This is a genomic window from Pectobacterium peruviense, from assembly GCF_002847345.1.
GTDB lineage: Bacteria > Pseudomonadota > Gammaproteobacteria > Enterobacterales > Enterobacteriaceae > Pectobacterium > Pectobacterium peruviense.
On record NZ_LXFV01000016.1, the window covers coordinates 128707 to 144214 of the forward strand.

The following is a 15508-nucleotide window of genomic DNA, read 5'->3' on the forward strand; positions in this document are numbered from 1 at the left end:
TTTTCTCCCTCTCGTTCGACTTAAGTATATAGATGCAAAAAAATGATGATGGAGATGTTATGACGCTCTTACGCGCCATTCGTAAAGCAACACCTTTAGCTATGGCAATACAGCTCAGCCTGCTGTCGACAGTCGGTATCACGACAGGGATAGCCTACGCAGCCACTGCACCCGCCACCGCCACCGCCACCGCCACCGCACGCTACGATATTGCGGCTGACGATTTAGACAAAGCACTTAACCACTATGCCGCCCGCAGCGGGATTACGCTGTCGGTGGATGCCAGCCTGACACAGGGAAAGCGCAGTAGCGGCCTGCACGGCGACTACACCGTTAATGACGGCCTGAAAGCCCTGCTTGCGGGTAGCGGTTTGCAAGTGAAAGCGTTGGGTGATAACGCCTGGACGCTGGAACCAATCCCGACGGCAGCCGAAGAAACGCTGACGGTCGTTGGTGACTGGCTGGGTGAAGCCCGTGAAAATGATGTCTTTGAACACGCTGGCGCGCGTGATGTGATCCGCCGTGAAGACTTCGCCAAGACCGGTGCCACCACCATGCGCGACGTCTTAAACCGTATACCGGGTGTTTATGCGCCGGAAAATAACGGTACGGGTAGTCATGATCTGGCCATGAACTTTGGTATCCGCGGTCTGAGTCCGCGTCTGGCTAGTCGCTCCACCGTTCTGATGGACGGCATTCCGGTACCTTTTGCTCCCTACGGTCAGCCGCAGCTTTCCCTCGCCCCCATTTCTCTTGGCAATATGGATGCTGTTGACGTAGTACGCGGCGGCGGCGCAGTACGCTACGGGCCACAGAGCGTCGGTGGCGTCGTAAACTTTGTCACCCGCGCGATCCCGAAAGCGTTTGGCATTAGCGCTGGCGTAGAAGGCCAACATAGCCCGACGTCTTCACAGCACAATCCGAAAGAAACCCACAACCTGTTGGTTGGCGGCACGGCCGATAACGGTTTTGGCTCGGCATTGCTTTACTCCGGCACGCGCGGCAGTGACTGGCGCGAGCATAGCGCGACGCGTATTGACGACGTCATGCTGAAAAGCCGCTACGCGCCAAACGAGGTGCACACCTTTAACAGCCTGCTGCAATATTATGATGGCAGCGCCGATATGCCCGGCGGGCTATCGCGTGCCGATTATAATGCTGACCGCTGGCAGTCAACACGTTCGTACGATCGCTTCTGGGGACGTCGTCAGCTTGCCAGTTTTGGCTATCAATACCAGCCAGATCAGCAGCACAAATTCAACATTCAGAGCTTCTACACGCGCACGCTGCGCAGCGGCTATCTGGAACAAAACGCGATCCTTACCCTGTCTCCACGCGAATATTGGGTGCGCGGCATTGAACCCCGCTACAGCCAGAGTTTTACTCTCGGTTCCTCCGCTCATGAAGTGGGCGTAGGTTATCGCTATGTCAGCGAATCCACCCACGAAGTGCGTTATTTCACCAGTACCGCTAGCAAGACGCTGCCGAGTACCAATAGCCCCATCGACCGCGAAACCCGCGCGGGGACAGAAGCGCACGCCTGGTACATCGACGATCGCGTAGATATTGGCAACTGGACAATTACGCCGGGTATGCGCTTCGAGCACATCAAATCTCATCAGGACAATACGCTGAAAGGCACAGGTGAAGCGGTCAGCTACAACGCGCCGCTGCCTGCCTTGAACGTCCTTTATCACGTCAACGACAGCTGGAATCTTTATGCAAACACCGAAGGATCATTCGGCACCGTACAGTACAGCCGAATTGGCAAGGCTGCTAAAAGCGGCAAAGTGGAGCCAGAAAAAGCGCGTACCTGGGAAGCCGGCACCCGCTACGACGATGGTGCGCTAACGGCAGAAATGGGCGTCTTTCTGGTCAACTTTAATAACCAGTATGACTCCAACCAGACCAACGATACCGTCACCACCCGAGGGAAAACCCGCCATTCGGGGCTAGAAACACAGGCTCGCTATCACCTCGCCGACCTGTCACCTCGTTTAGAAACGGTATCGGTTTATGCGCGCTACGCCTATGTGAATGCTGAAATTCTCGAAGCGGGCGATACCTACGGTAATCAAGTGCCCTTCTCTTCAAAACATCGGGGTGGATTCGGCATCGATTACCAACCGGGCAACTGGACGTTCAACCTGAACAGTGAGTTCCAGTCCAGCCAGTTTGCCAATAATACCAACACCGTTGCCGAAAGCGCCGATGGCAGTGCCGGACGTATCCCCGGCTTTATGCTGTGGGGCGCTCGTGCCGCCTACGACTTCGGCCCGCAGTTCTCTGACCTCAATCTGGCCTTTGGTGTGAAAAATCTGTTCGACCACGATTACTACACGCGTTCGAACAGCGATGACAACAACAAAGGGATTTATGCTGGCCAACCCCGCACCTTCTATATGCAGGGCTCGCTGAAATTCTGACTGTCACGCTCTCTCTCGCCGGGCAGATGCCCGGCCTGACTATTGAATGATCACGACTATTAGGAGTTACGCTATGTTTGCTCTACTTCGCGTTGCACTGATTACAGTGCTTTGTCTGTTCGGACTGGGTCGCGCCAATGCAGTAACGGTGCAGGATGAACAGGGTTCCTTTACGCTCGACACGCCGCCTCAGCGCATTGTGGTGCTGGAACTCTCTTTTGCCGATGCACTGGCCGCGATAGACGTCAGCCCAGTAGGCATCGCCGATGACAACGATCCAGACCGGATCCTGGCGGAAGTCCGTGAACACCTAAAACCCTGGCACTCCGTGGGAACGCGTGCGCAGCCGAGCCTCGAAGCCATCAGCGCGCTGAAGCCTGATTTGATTATCGCCGACAGCAGTCGCCACAGCGGTATTTACACGGCGCTGAAGGCTATCGCTCCGGTACTGCTGCTGAAATCACGCAACGAAACCTATGATGAAAACCTGCATTCGGCGGAAATCATCGGCAAGGTATTAGGGAAAGACAGTGCGATGCAGGCTCGTCTTGCTAAGCATCGCGCGACAATGAAAGCCTACGCAGACCAGCTTCCCAAAGGCACGAGCGTCGCTTTCGGCACCTCGCGCGAACAGCAGTTTAACCTGTATTCCAGCGAAGCCTACACCGGCAGCGTGTTGGCTGCTCTGGGTCTGAGCGTGCCGAAACCCATTAACAATGCGCCGATGGCCTCCATCAATTTGGAACAGTTGCTGGCGATTAACCCACAGTGGCTGATTGTGACGCACTATCGCGAAGAAAGTATTGTGAAACGCTGGCAGCAGGATGCACTCTGGAACATGCTGGAAGCACAGCAAAAACAGCAGATTGCCGCTGTCGACAGCAACGCCTGGGCGCGGATGCGCGGCATCTTTGCAGCGGAACGCGTCGGCAGCGATACGGTGAAGATTTTTAAACATCAGCCCGTTAGCATCAGCAGCGAGCAATGAGGCAAAATTTCCATCCGTTCTGGCGTTGGGGATTACCGATAACAGTGCTGCTGGGCGTGTTCTGGCTCAGCCTATTCTGTTATTCCGCGATCCCCATTCCTGCACTGAGTGCTATCAAAGCGCTGATTACGGGATCGCCGTCTTCGCTACCGGAGGCGCTGGTGCTCAACCTGCGCCTGCCTCGTAGTCTGGTTGCTGTACTGATCGGCGCCAGCCTGGCGCTGTCCGGCGCTCTGCTTCAAACCCTGACCCATAATCCTCTGGCTTCTCCTTCTCTGCTCGGCATCAACAGCGGTGCGGCGCTAGCGATGGCACTGACCAGCGCGTTCACATCTTCGCTTTCCGGCTATCCCATCGCCTTTGTTGCCGCCTGCGGCGGTGGCCTGTGTTGGCTGATGGTGATGGCAGCGGGCGGCGGCTGGCGACAAACGCTCGATCGTAATCGCCTGATTCTGGCAGGTGTCGCGCTTTCTGCCCTGTGCATGGCCTTAACCCGCATCACGCTGCTGCTGGCGGAAGATCACGCCTATGGCATTTTTTACTGGCTGGCGGGTGGCGTATCGCACGCACGCTGGGTGGAATTCTGGCAACTCTTCCCCTTTGTCATCATCGTCATCCCCGTTGTCCTGCTAATGGCAAACCAGCTTAATTTACTGAATATTGGTGACGTAAGCGCCCATACGCTGGGCGTCAACTTGGGTCGCCTACGCCTTGTCTTGAATCTGGCAGTGCTGGTATTAGTCGGTGCCTGCGTGAGCGTAGCCGGTCCGGTGGCGTTTATCGGCCTGTTAATTCCGCATCTGGCACGTTTCTGGATCGGGTACGACCAGCGAAAAATGCTGCCTATGAGCATGCTAATGGGCGCAGCATTTATGTTACTGGCCGATCTGCTTGCCCGCGCGCTCGCCTGGCCGGGCGAACTGCCTGCCGGCGCGGTACTGGCACTGATCGGTGCCCCCTGTTTTGTCTGGCTGGCAAGGAAACGAGGATAATGCGCCCCGTCACTGTATTTATCTCGATTACTCTGCTGTTACTCGCCACTAGCGTTCTGGCACTGCGCATGGGAGCAATTCCGCTGCCGTGGTCGGCGTTGATAAGCGGTTGGCACAACGCCAACGAACATCATTACGTACTGACGCAGTATCGCTTGCCCCGCGTACTGCTGGCGCTGTTCGTCGGTGCAGCGCTGGCAATTTCCGGCGTATTGGTTCAGGGGATCGTACGTAACCCGCTAGCCTCGCCGGATATTCTCGGCGTAAATCATGCGGCAAGTCTGGCAACTGTCAGCGCGCTAATGCTGGTGCCTTCACTGCCAGTGATCTGGTTGCCGCTCCTCGCGTTCATCGGCGGCATCGTCGGGCTGCTACTTCTGCGACTTATCGCGGGAACATCATCACCCATGCGGCTGGCGCTCATCGGCGTTGCGCTTTCTGCTACCTGGGCAAGCCTCACCGATTATCTGATCCTCTCCCGCCCGCAGGATGTCAACAACGCGCTGCTGTGGCTGACGGGGAGCCTATGGGGACGCGACTGGTCATTCGTCATGGTCGCGCTGCCCGTCCTCTGTGTACTGATTCCGATCAGCCTGCGCTTTTGCCGCGATCTGGATTTATTGGCACTAGGCGACGACCGTGCCAGTACGCTGGGTGTCAATATTGGGCGTATTCAGTTCTGGGGATTGACGCTTGCAGTAGCGCTCGCCGCGACTAGCGTGGCCGTCTGCGGGCCCATCGGGTTTATCAGCCTTGTCGTGCCGCATCTGATCCGCTATCTGGTGGGAGGACGGCACCGCTGGCTTCTTCCTGCTTCAGCCGTTGCTGGTGCGTTGGTACTGCTGCTTGCCGATCTGCTGGCGCGTACGCTGAACCCACCAATGGAATTACCCGCCGGGGTGCTAACCGCGATTATCGGTGCGCCTTGGTTTTTTTGGCTTCTCGTGAGAATGCGATAAATGGAACTCACCACACAAAACCTGACGGCAGGTTATGGCGATAAACGTATTCTAGACGGCCTGTCGCTGTCGCTGCCTGCGGGAAAAATTACTGCCCTGCTCGGCCCCAACGGCTGTGGAAAGTCAACGCTGCTGAAGTGCTTCGCCAAGCTGCTTACTCCAGAATCCGGCGCTATTCAGCTCAACGGCAAACCGCTCTCTACGTTCTCTGCCCGCCAGTTTTCACGCCATCTGGCGCTGTTACCACAGCAGCATTTGACGCCGGAAGGGATTACCGTGCGTGATATGGTGGCCTACGGACGCAGCCCCTGGCTATCGCTGTGGGGACGGTTATCACAAGACGATCGCCAGCGCGTGCAGCTCGCAATGGAGAAAACGCACATCGTCGAGCTGGCCGACAAACGCTTGACCGATTTGTCCGGTGGGCAACGTCAACGGGCGTTTCTGGCAATGCTGCTGGCGCAGGATACCCCCGTTGTACTGCTCGACGAACCGACGACTTACCTCGATATCAATCATCAAGTGGAACTGATGAAGCTGCTGCGCGAACTGAATCAGGCTGGAAAAACGGTGATAACCGTCCTGCACGATCTGAATCAGGCCAGCCGCTACTGCGATCATCTGGTGATGTTAGCGGATGGACGCGTGATAGCGCAGGGTTCACCGCACGAAGTGATGAAACCGGAATTACTGCAACGGGTGTTCAGCATCGATGCGGAGATCCATGCAGAGCCGGTATCAGGTCAACCAATGTGTGTGGTGAAGTGAGCGCGGATCATGTTCTTATCCATCAAGGTGAACGCAGCAACCTCATAAAAATATTTATGCCCCTACAAAAATAGCCTTGTTAGCCGAAGGCCAACGGAATCGCTACTCTACGTGTATTACACGGAATCAATACACGTCGTGGGGCAACATCATGGCGATTAGCTCAACCCATCAGAATTTAAGGAAACGTAATATGGGATTAAAATTACACCATCTTAATGATTCACGGTCTGTTCGTATCCTCTGGTTGCTTGAAGAAGCCGGGATACCTTATGAGCTTGTCAGATATCAACGGGATGAAAAAACGCATCTGGCACCCGCATCACTGAAAGCGATACATCCTTTAGGTAAATCACCGTTGATTGAAGAGGATGGAAAAGTCATCGCAGAATCTGGTGCGATTGTTGAGTATCTGATCAATCGCCATGCAAGACACTTAGCGCCAGATGCAAACGCAGCCGAATACATTGATTATCTTCAGTGGATACACTTTGCAGAAAGCTCCGCGATGCTGCCGGTGTTATTGAAGATTTTTGGCGAATTTGAAAAGAATACCGGCACCACACTGAATTTCCTTGAGGGTTACGCTGACAATGAATTCGATAAAGTCTTTTCATTTTTAGACGACACGCTGGCTTCAAGAGAATTTATCGTGGGTGATACCTTAACCGGCGCGGATATTATGCTGGGCTTCGTTATTAATACCGTCGTGGAACGACTCGTTCCTGCTGAACGTTTCCCCAATATTCAACGCTATTCACAGCGGCTGAAAAATCTGGCTAGCTGGCGGAAAGTCCAGGATATTGAAGCAAGCGCAGAATAAGGAATAAACGCGAGGTACCCTGAAACACGGCGCATCGCGTTCAAAAATAACCACGATTGAGATGATTAATTCAACACCACCTATTTCGTCAACAAGGGCGGAATAGCGGGAAACTCAAGCGCCGTCGCTATATCTTTCTGCGTAATACGAAAGGCTTCAGGATAATGCTCGCGGCTAATACGGCGCAGCGGTTCGGTATCACGCCAGGTATACAAACAGCACTGGCACTGATATACCGTCCAGACGCCTTTCACTGGCGATGTCGCCATCACTTCGATCTGCTCATCGGCACAACGTGGACACATTATTTGTCACTCCTTAGTTATCGATTCGCCAGCATGGCAGACAGTTTTTCAACCCAGGCTTTGGCTTCAGGCAAATCTTTCACGGATTGGCTGTAGTGACCACGGATATCCGGCGCGACGGGCGTTGTAGCATCAATGATCAGTTTGTCGGTGATACCTGCAGGGCTTGAGCTCGGATCCAACGCCAGCACAGGCATATTCGGCAGTTGGACCAGATCGCCAGCTGGGTTCACTTTGGCAGACAGTGCCCACATGACTTGGGGAAGGTTAAAAGGATCGACGTCCTCATCAACCATGATAACCATTTTCACATATCCCAGTCCGTGCGGTGTAGTCATGGCACGCAACCCTACTGCACGAGCAAACCCTCCATATCGTTTTTTGGTGGAGATAATCGCCAGCAATCCGTGGGTATACATCGCGTTAACTGCCTGAACCTCTGGGAACTCCGCTTTTAATTGCTGATAGAGCGGCACGCAGGTTGCGGGGCCAATCAGATAATCGACCTCGGTCCAAGGCATACCAATGTACAGAGATTCAAAAATCAGTTTAGAGCGATAGGACACTTTATCAATTATCACCACGGGCATACTACGGCCACCAGAATAATGCCCAGTGAATTCACCAAACGGCCCTTCAATTTCGCGCTTACGGCTTTCAATCACGCCTTCCAGAATAACTTCGGAGCCCCAGGGAACATCAAAACCAGTAAGCGGTGCAGTAGATATAGGGTACGGACTTTCACGCAGCGCACCGGCCATTTCATATTCCGATTGATCATATTTCAGCGGCGTTGCCCCCATTAGCGTAATAATGGGATCGTTACCGAGGGTAATAGCAATGGGCAAATCCTCGCCGCGCTCTTCTGCCTTCCGGAGATGCATGGCAATATCGTGCATCGGCACCGGTTGCAGGCCCAGCTTACGTTTGCCCTTGACTTCCATCCGGTAAATACCGACATTTTGCTTACCGAAATGCTCGGGATCGTCGGGATCGCGTGAAACAACGCAGGCCTTATCCAGGTAGAAACCGCCATCACCGTCGTTTAAACGGAACAATGGCAGGAGAGCGAAAAGATTGATGTCATCCCCCTCCAATGCATTTTCTGCCCACGGCGGGTTCTCGCGTCGTTCCGGCGCAACTGGGAAGTTATCCCATCGGCGAATGAACTCATCAATTTGCTGTTTTACCGGTGTATTTCCCGGTAATCCCATAGAGATGGCATGATTCGGCCATGAACCTATCGTATTCATAACGACATGTGCATCAACGAATCCTTTAATATTCGTAAAAGAAAGCGCGGGCGCCCCTTCCCCAATACGTCCCGTTGCATTGGCCGCAGCGGCCAAATCTGGCTCAGCCTGAACTTCCTCATCGATATGCAACAGTTGGCCATTTTCATCAAGCGCGTTTAAAAAACCGCGTAAATCATCAAATGCCATATCCAGATTCCTTTCTTCCGAATGAGTGACAGAATAATCAGTCTAGTTGCTACCTATGATGCTGCAAGAAACGTGCGAACCGCCTCGCGCAATGCGCGGTAACGGCTATTGACTCATTTACCAAAAAATGCAGAAATTACCCTCCCATAAGGAAAAAGGATTTATGGGGCAGGATTATGGATAATATTAAGGAATAAATAATGGCAAATTTGATCTATCTAAAACTCACTGGCGTAACGCAAGGTCTTATCTCTGCGGGCTGTTCAAGTGCAGACTCGATTGGCAATAAATATCAGACTTCCCATGAAGATGAGATTTTTTTATGAGTTAATGAATAGAATAACTCGGCAGGATAATGTTTCCCTCAACCCTGTGGAAATCAGAAAACCGATAGATAAGGCAACGCCTCTTCTGGCACAGGCATTAGGTGATAACGAAAAACTAACCTGTGAATTTCTGTTTTACAGAACGTCCCAATCCGGTGGCAACGAACTCTATTTTAAAATGGTGCTAAGAGACGCCATTATCAATGACATTCAGTTTTTCTATCCTAACTCATTAACACATAATGAAACCCAGCCACAGGAAAGCATTTCGTTCAAATTTGCATCAATCGAATGGGAGCATGTGGTAGCAAGAACCAGTTCTTTTCTCTTATGGACTGATTCAGCTTACTAATACATAACTGTGGGCGATAGTGTTCAAATATTGCTACACCCTATAAAATATAATAAAAACCAGGAGAAAAAACCATGAATGACCAAGAGACAGAAAAGGAACTCTTAGCGAATGGTTTCACACAGAATGATATTAACTTCATGAGAAAGATAATCTCTCGTGGTGAGGATAGTGAAGAGACGCTACAGAGATTGATTCATACATTACGAACACGGTTTTATAACGGGTGCTTTTTGTTTGTTGTTATAATAGCTACATTTACCATTAATTTTATTTTTAACACACGAGCTGATTTAATTGAATTCTTTGTTTACTTTTTTGTCATGATGCTTTCTCTTTTTTTAGTTTATCACATGGGGCCAATGAAATTGGCATATAAATCATATAAATTAATAAAGGCGAGAAAATATGAATAACCAGGAGATAGAAAAAGTTCTCTTAGAAAATGGTTTCACTCATGATGATATTAACTTCATGAGAAAAATAATCTCTCGTGGTGAAAATAGTGAAGAGACATTATTAATGTTAACGCACACGTTAAAAAGCAGATTTCACACCGGATGTTTTTTATGCGCCATTCTAATCACTATACTTATAGCAACCCTGATTATAAGAAATGACATTATTGTCATCTCGGTATATTTTTCATTCACACTTATTTTTGTTTTTCTTATCTATTATATTACCCCAATGAAATTAGCATATAAGTCATATTCCTACCTAAAGAGAAAGGGTAAGATGGGCTGATCCAGCCTATTATCTTAAAGAGAGTCATCTTTATATATATCAGACATTATTCGTATCTTATTTCCAGCCCCGATCATCTTCAACATCAGCGATGCTCTGCTCATCGTATTTATTTTTCTATAATAATCGCTGGGAATATATCGAAAAAGCCTCCAGGCATCAGGTTTCAGCGTTAATTTGACGATACCATAGAATGAAGTGACAAGATCGACTGAATGATAAGCCAACAAGCCTGATCTTTTATCAAACCCCAAAAATTCTGCTGTACGTATATAGCCAGACTTCATAAATCCTACTGAATCCTCACGCCCAATAAGATGAAAAATACTCTCACTAAGTGAACTTGCTCCATTTAGAGCGATATGTGCCCCAATAAATCGACCTAAATAACCAGTCGCGGCATAAGCGATTCCAACTCCAGAAACAAACTGGGCATCACCAACAATTACACCGATTGCATTTATTGTATAACCAAATTCCTTATCTCTTTTCTCCATGCTGATGGTAATAAATACCTTGGCTTTTTCAAGAGAAAGCATTGTTCCTTGTTTTTCAATATTGGCACATTCTTCCTTGATATTATTAATAGCAATCTGACATTCCGATGAGCTACTGGCATTTCTAACGATGTCCAGATTTCCATTAGAAAAACGTCGAATTTCGTCTTCAAATTTTGCTTTAAGAAAGAGATCGTTAATATGACGAGCGGAAACAATTCTGGCTGTCTTTATTAGATCAAACGAGGCTGCCTGAGCCATAGCCAAAAAATATTGATTATTAACACTATTTCTATTTAGGTAATTGTCCATATCTCGCATCCTTGACGTTAAAGAACATTGAGAACCATCATCCATTCCCTTGGTTATCTGTTCTGCTAATTAGCTAACTTTCGCCCCTTCGGCTCAATCCCCTGCTTTCTCAATTCCTGACGAGCAAGCGCTTTGAACCCGTTATCGAGGCTGATACCTTACTTTTCTGTGTCAATCTTACCTTATGAATGATCGCGACGTTGGGCAAAAATCCCACCTATTATCAGCTTAACAATAGTGATAGCCTCAGGCCGCATTCGATCTTCGCTTTATTGACTTAAGGATTCCGGGCAAACTTGCGAGCCGCCTCGCGCGCCTGAGCAATAGAGGAAAAATCGCATACGCATCCCTGTCTCAGTCTGGTAACGTCGTCTGACGCCAAATAACGACCATCAATGGTAAGATAGCGCACTCGCAGGTGATGTTTTTCATCTGCCAGTCAGTATACTTCTGGCATTCCATTTCAATGCTCAGGTGACGAGCCATTGGCAAGATTTAACATCGACCCTACGCCATCATCTGAATGAACCAAAGCGTTAAGACTGAGTAAAATCAATATGAAAGATTCTACCGACAAGGATTTCACTGCCCACACGCCAATGATGCAGCAGTATTTTAGGTTAAAGGCTGAACATCCAGAAATCCTGCTGTTTTACCGTATGGGCGATTTTTACGAGCTGTTCTTTGACGATGCCAAGCGGGCTTCTCAACTGCTGGATATTTCGTTGACGAAACGCGGCGCTTCCGCAGGGGAACCGATCCCGATGGCGGGCGTTCCTCACCATGCCGTTGAAAACTACCTTGCCAGACTGGTGCAAATGGGCGAATCCGTCGCAATCTGCGAACAGATCGGCGATCCCGCCACCAGCAAAGGGCCAGTGGAACGTAAAGTCGTACGTATCGTCACGCCAGGAACCATCAGCGACGAAGCGCTATTGCAGGAAAAGCAGGATAACCTGCTGGCAGCAATCTGGCAGGACGGTCGGGGATTCGGTTACGCCACGCTAGACATCAGCTCTGGACGCTTTCGCGTAAGTGAACCCGCCGATCGGGAAACCATGGCGGCCGAATTACAGCGCACCAATCCAGCAGAATTACTCTACCCAGAATCCTTTGAGTCCATGGAGTTGATCGACAATCGTCATGGACTCCGCCGTCGTCCGATGTGGGAATTTGAACCCGATACCGCACGCCAGCAGCTTAACCTGCAATTTGGTACCCGCGATCTGACTGGTTTTGGCGTAGAACAGGCAAAGCTCGCGCTGCGAGCCGCCGGATGTTTGCTGCAATACGCGAAAGACACACAGCGCACCTCGCTGCCGCATATTCGTGGCATTACGATGGAGCGCCAGCAAGATGGCATCATCATGGATGCAGCCACGCGCCGTAACCTTGAACTGACGCAAAACCTGTCAGGCGGCGTAGAAAATACGCTGGCTGCCGTACTGGACTGCACCGTAACAGCGATGGGCAGCCGGATGCTGAAGCGCTGGATTCACATGCCTAGCCGCGATATTGATGCGCTCAAGCAGCGCCAGCAGGCTATCAGCGCATTGCAGGAAATCACACCGGATCTGCAACCCTACCTGCGGCAGGTCGGCGATCTGGAGCGTATTCTGGCGCGCCTCGCTTTACGCACGGCACGTCCGCGCGATCTGGCACGCATGCGTCATGCTTTCCAGCAGTTTCCCGATATTCGTGAACAGCTTGCGCCGCTAGAGACCGACTCCGTTCGCCGTTTGGTCAGTCTGATTGGGCAATTTGATGAACTACGTGATTTGCTGGAACGCGCTGTTGTCGAAGCACCACCGGTCTTGGTACGAGACGGGGGCGTTATCGCGCCGGGCTACCATGCAGAGCTGGATGAGTGGCGTGCGTTAGCTGACGGTGCTAGCGATTATCTAGACCGCCTGGAAATTCGCGAACGTGAAAAGCTGGGGCTTGATACGCTGAAAGTCGGCTTCAATGGTGTGCACGGCTATTACATTCAGGTCAGTCGTGGCCAAAGCCATCTGGTGCCGATCCACTATGTCCGTCGCCAGACGCTGAAAAATGCCGAACGCTATATCATTCCAGAGCTGAAAGAATACGAAGACAAAGTTCTGACCTCGAAGGGCAAAGCGCTGGCGCTAGAAAAAGCACTCTACGATGAGCTTTTCGACCGACTGCTGCCTCATTTAGCAGAACTCCAACAAAGTGCGGCCGCATTGGCCGAGTTGGATGTTCTGACGAATCTGGCGGAACGCGCCGATACGCTGAATTACGTCTGTCCGACACTGAGTGACAAACCCGGCATCAAAATAGCAGGTGGTCGTCACCCCGTCGTCGAGCAGGTACTTCGTGAGCCGTTTATCTCTAACCCCCTGTCGCTCTCACCGCAGCGTCGTATGCTGATCATTACCGGCCCCAACATGGGTGGTAAAAGTACCTATATGCGTCAGGCCGCACTAATTGTACTGATGGCGCATATCGGCTGCTTTGTGCCTGCGGAGCAGGCGGTCATTGGTCCCGTCGATCGCATTTTTACCCGCGTGGGGGCAGCAGACGATCTGGCATCTGGCCGCTCCACCTTCATGGTAGAAATGACCGAAACGGCAAATATTCTGCACAATGCCACGGAAAACAGTCTAGTGCTGATGGACGAAATTGGCCGTGGAACCTCAACCTATGACGGTTTGTCGCTAGCGTGGGCCTGCGCCGAGAATCTGGCGAACCGTATCAAAGCGATGACGCTGTTTGCAACGCACTACTTTGAACTGACCACCCTGCCGGAAAAAATGGAAGGCGTGGTGAATGTCCATTTAGATGCACGCGAGCACGGTGATACCATCGCCTTTATGCACAGCGTACAGGATGGCGCAGCCAGCAAAAGTTATGGGCTTGCCGTCGCCGCACTGGCGGGTGTACCGAAAGAAGTGATTAAACGTGCACGTCAGAAACTGAAAGAGCTGGAAACGTTATCGAATAACGCATCATCCAGCCATATCGATGGCGCGCAGTTGGCGCTACTGAACAATGATGAGCCATCACCAGCGATTGAAGCGCTGGAAGCCATCGACCCTGACGCGCTCACACCACGTCAGGCGCTGGATTGGTTGTATCAGCTAAAGAAAATGCTCTAACGCGAGTCAGAACGGAGCAAATAAAGCAAAAAGGCACTGAAAATCAGTGCCTTTTCTTTTAAACGTCAAGTCAGTCTATCTGTGTATCGCAATTTGCTCGTGCCTTCATGCGTACTTTATCACTGCCGTTGGGGACAACTGCTTTCACCATCTGCCCTTCTTCCATCGACGGAATAACGGCAAAATGCGCAGTGAGAACAAGTAATACCGGTTCAGCGGCTTTATCTCTCACGCGAAAATATTGTCTTTCCAACTCCGCGCTGTCATCCATCACAAAGGTTTTTCCTGTCGCACAGTCAGAGAAGGTCGCGACGTCCGCCATATAGCGGTACATTCCCTTCATTACCATCGGCGTGTTTGGCAGCGGCTGCTCGGTTGCAGTCAGCTGGCGAGGAAGAGAGGAATTGATGGGCAAACCTTGTTGATCCAACATTTCAAGAGCGCTATCAACTGGGCGGAAGTAACGTTTTTCGCCCGCGCTATCCGTCAGCACCAGCTTATCTGCGGTACGTCTCCATTGCCCATAGGAAGCGAACGTGTTGTTACCCTCTCTCGTCGTTTGATACTGTTCACGCAGAACAAAAGTCCCGTCTTTTTCCAAAAACAGTGACGTATCAATCCCTCCACAGTCCGCACAGGGTAAAACGCCACGATAACTTTGCGCCATTGGTTTAAGGGGCTCTTCCTGAACTTGTGAGCGGGTATGGCACCCGATCAACCCAGAAATCCCCGCAATCAACAGCACACCGATAGCCAGTTTTTTCATCATTATTTTTCTGTCCCTCTGTCCTGTTTTCCCGTTCTTACTCAATACGCTGGAACGTACCCAACTCGTTATCATCCCTGAGTCTGGGGAATTTTCCACTCAGAAAATGCTATTTCAAGACTATTCTTATCGTCAGACAACCAGATCGTGCCGTCCTGTATGGTTGCCTGCAATGACATGGTGCGTTGGATTAGTCCGGCAATCTGAGCCAGTTGATTGTCATCTAAAAAGCGGACAGCCAAATTCTTGTACCCGGAGACCTTATTCGATATCGCATTCCACCACACCTGTGCCGCACGCTCGCTGTAGGCGTACAAAACAACGGAACGGGACTGGTTGCAGGCTTTCTTCAGCCGCTTTTCATCCGGCAGGCCTAGCTCAATCCACAATTCCAGCTCCATCGTATCATTACGTCGCCAGATTTCCGGCTCGTCATCTGCGCTGAGCCCTTTGGTAAAGCGCAGGTTTTCATCAGCATGGCAAATCCACGCTAAAAGCCGCAGCATCATACGCTGCTCAGTTTCAGACGGATGCTGCGCTATCGTCAGATTCGCGTCGTGAAAAAAATTCCGATCCATATCGGCGATATTGATTACTGCTTTGTAAACCGTTGCTTTTAATGCCATCGTGACCTCGTATTTATTCCCCCCTAGTTTACTTGAGTTAGCGCCATCCTCACAGTA

General features: G+C 50.9%; 13 protein-coding genes and 1 pseudogene. 9 read left to right on the forward strand and 5 right to left on the reverse strand.

Annotated elements, in window-relative coordinates:
- Positions 1-59: 59 nt before the first annotated feature.
- The 6 genes from fecA (at position 60) to A0G03_RS13875 (ending at position 6956) form a co-directional block, all read left to right on the forward strand.
- On the forward strand, positions 60-2426 hold the full coding sequence (gene fecA / locus A0G03_RS13850) for a TonB-dependent Fe(3+) dicitrate receptor FecA (RefSeq protein ID WP_048259082.1): 2367 nt from the start codon (positions 60-62) through the stop codon (positions 2424-2426).
- 73 nt (positions 2427-2499) lie between these two features.
- Complete coding sequence (locus A0G03_RS13855) at positions 2500-3414, forward strand: Fe(3+) dicitrate ABC transporter substrate-binding protein FecB (RefSeq protein ID WP_048259081.1); 915 nt, start codon at positions 2500-2502, stop codon at positions 3412-3414.
- Entirely contained in the window at positions 3411-4406 is a 996-nt protein-coding gene (fecC, locus tag A0G03_RS13860) for an iron-dicitrate ABC transporter permease FecC (RefSeq protein WP_048259080.1), read from the forward strand. Before A0G03_RS13855 ends, fecC begins: the two co-directional genes overlap by 4 nt.
- Positions 4406-5365 (forward strand): Fe(3+) dicitrate ABC transporter permease subunit FecD, encoded by a 960-nt coding sequence (gene fecD / locus A0G03_RS13865; protein WP_048259079.1) that lies wholly within the window; start codon positions 4406-4408, stop codon positions 5363-5365. The genes fecC and fecD overlap by 1 nt, the downstream gene beginning before the upstream one ends.
- On the forward strand, positions 5366-6133 hold the full coding sequence (fecE, locus tag A0G03_RS13870; protein WP_048259078.1) for a Fe(3+) dicitrate ABC transporter ATP-binding protein FecE: 768 nt from the start codon (positions 5366-5368) through the stop codon (positions 6131-6133).
- A gap of 193 nt (positions 6134-6326) precedes the next feature.
- Positions 6327-6956, forward strand: a complete 630-nt coding sequence (locus A0G03_RS13875) for a glutathione S-transferase family protein (protein WP_048259077.1) — start codon at positions 6327-6329, stop codon at positions 6954-6956.
- A gap of 80 nt (positions 6957-7036) precedes the next feature.
- Here the strand turns inward: A0G03_RS13875 and A0G03_RS13880 are convergent, their stop codons facing one another.
- Complete coding sequence (locus A0G03_RS13880; RefSeq protein WP_048259076.1) at positions 7037-7264, reverse strand: non-oxidative hydroxyarylic acid decarboxylases subunit D; 228 nt, start codon at positions 7262-7264, stop codon at positions 7037-7039.
- Between the two features lie 14 nt (positions 7265-7278).
- Positions 7279-8703: a non-oxidative hydroxyarylic acid decarboxylases subunit C gene (locus A0G03_RS13885; protein WP_048259075.1), complete on the reverse strand. Its 1425-nt coding sequence runs from the start codon at positions 8701-8703 to the stop codon at positions 7279-7281.
- A gap of 200 nt (positions 8704-8903) precedes the next feature.
- Here A0G03_RS13885 and A0G03_RS13890 point away from each other — a divergent pair.
- Positions 8904-9381 (forward strand): annotated as a pseudogene (locus A0G03_RS13890) (Hcp family type VI secretion system effector).
- 74 nt (positions 9382-9455) lie between these two features.
- Positions 9456-9797, forward strand: coding sequence for a hypothetical protein (locus A0G03_RS13895; protein ID WP_048259074.1), 342 nt, complete (start codon positions 9456-9458; stop codon positions 9795-9797).
- Positions 9798-10142: 345 nt separating this feature from the next.
- Here A0G03_RS13895 and A0G03_RS13905 read toward each other — a convergent pair whose 3' ends face one another.
- On the reverse strand, positions 10143-10937 hold the full coding sequence (locus tag A0G03_RS13905) for a DUF4225 domain-containing protein (RefSeq protein ID WP_048259072.1): 795 nt from the start codon (positions 10935-10937) through the stop codon (positions 10143-10145).
- 557 nt (positions 10938-11494) lie between these two features.
- On the opposite strand from A0G03_RS13905, the gene mutS reads away from it, so the two are divergent.
- A complete protein-coding gene (mutS, locus tag A0G03_RS13910; protein ID WP_072061998.1) occupies positions 11495-14059 on the forward strand; it encodes a DNA mismatch repair protein MutS in 2565 nt (854 codons plus the stop codon).
- A gap of 70 nt (positions 14060-14129) precedes the next feature.
- Here mutS and nlpE read toward each other — a convergent pair whose 3' ends face one another.
- On the reverse strand, positions 14130-14825 hold the full coding sequence (nlpE, locus tag A0G03_RS13915) for an envelope stress response activation lipoprotein NlpE (RefSeq protein ID WP_048259163.1): 696 nt from the start codon (positions 14823-14825) through the stop codon (positions 14130-14132).
- Positions 14826-14896: 71 nt separating this feature from the next.
- Positions 14897-15451 (reverse strand): YaeQ family protein, encoded by a 555-nt coding sequence (locus A0G03_RS13920; protein ID WP_048259071.1) that lies wholly within the window; start codon positions 15449-15451, stop codon positions 14897-14899.
- Positions 15452-15508 lie beyond the last annotated feature (57 nt).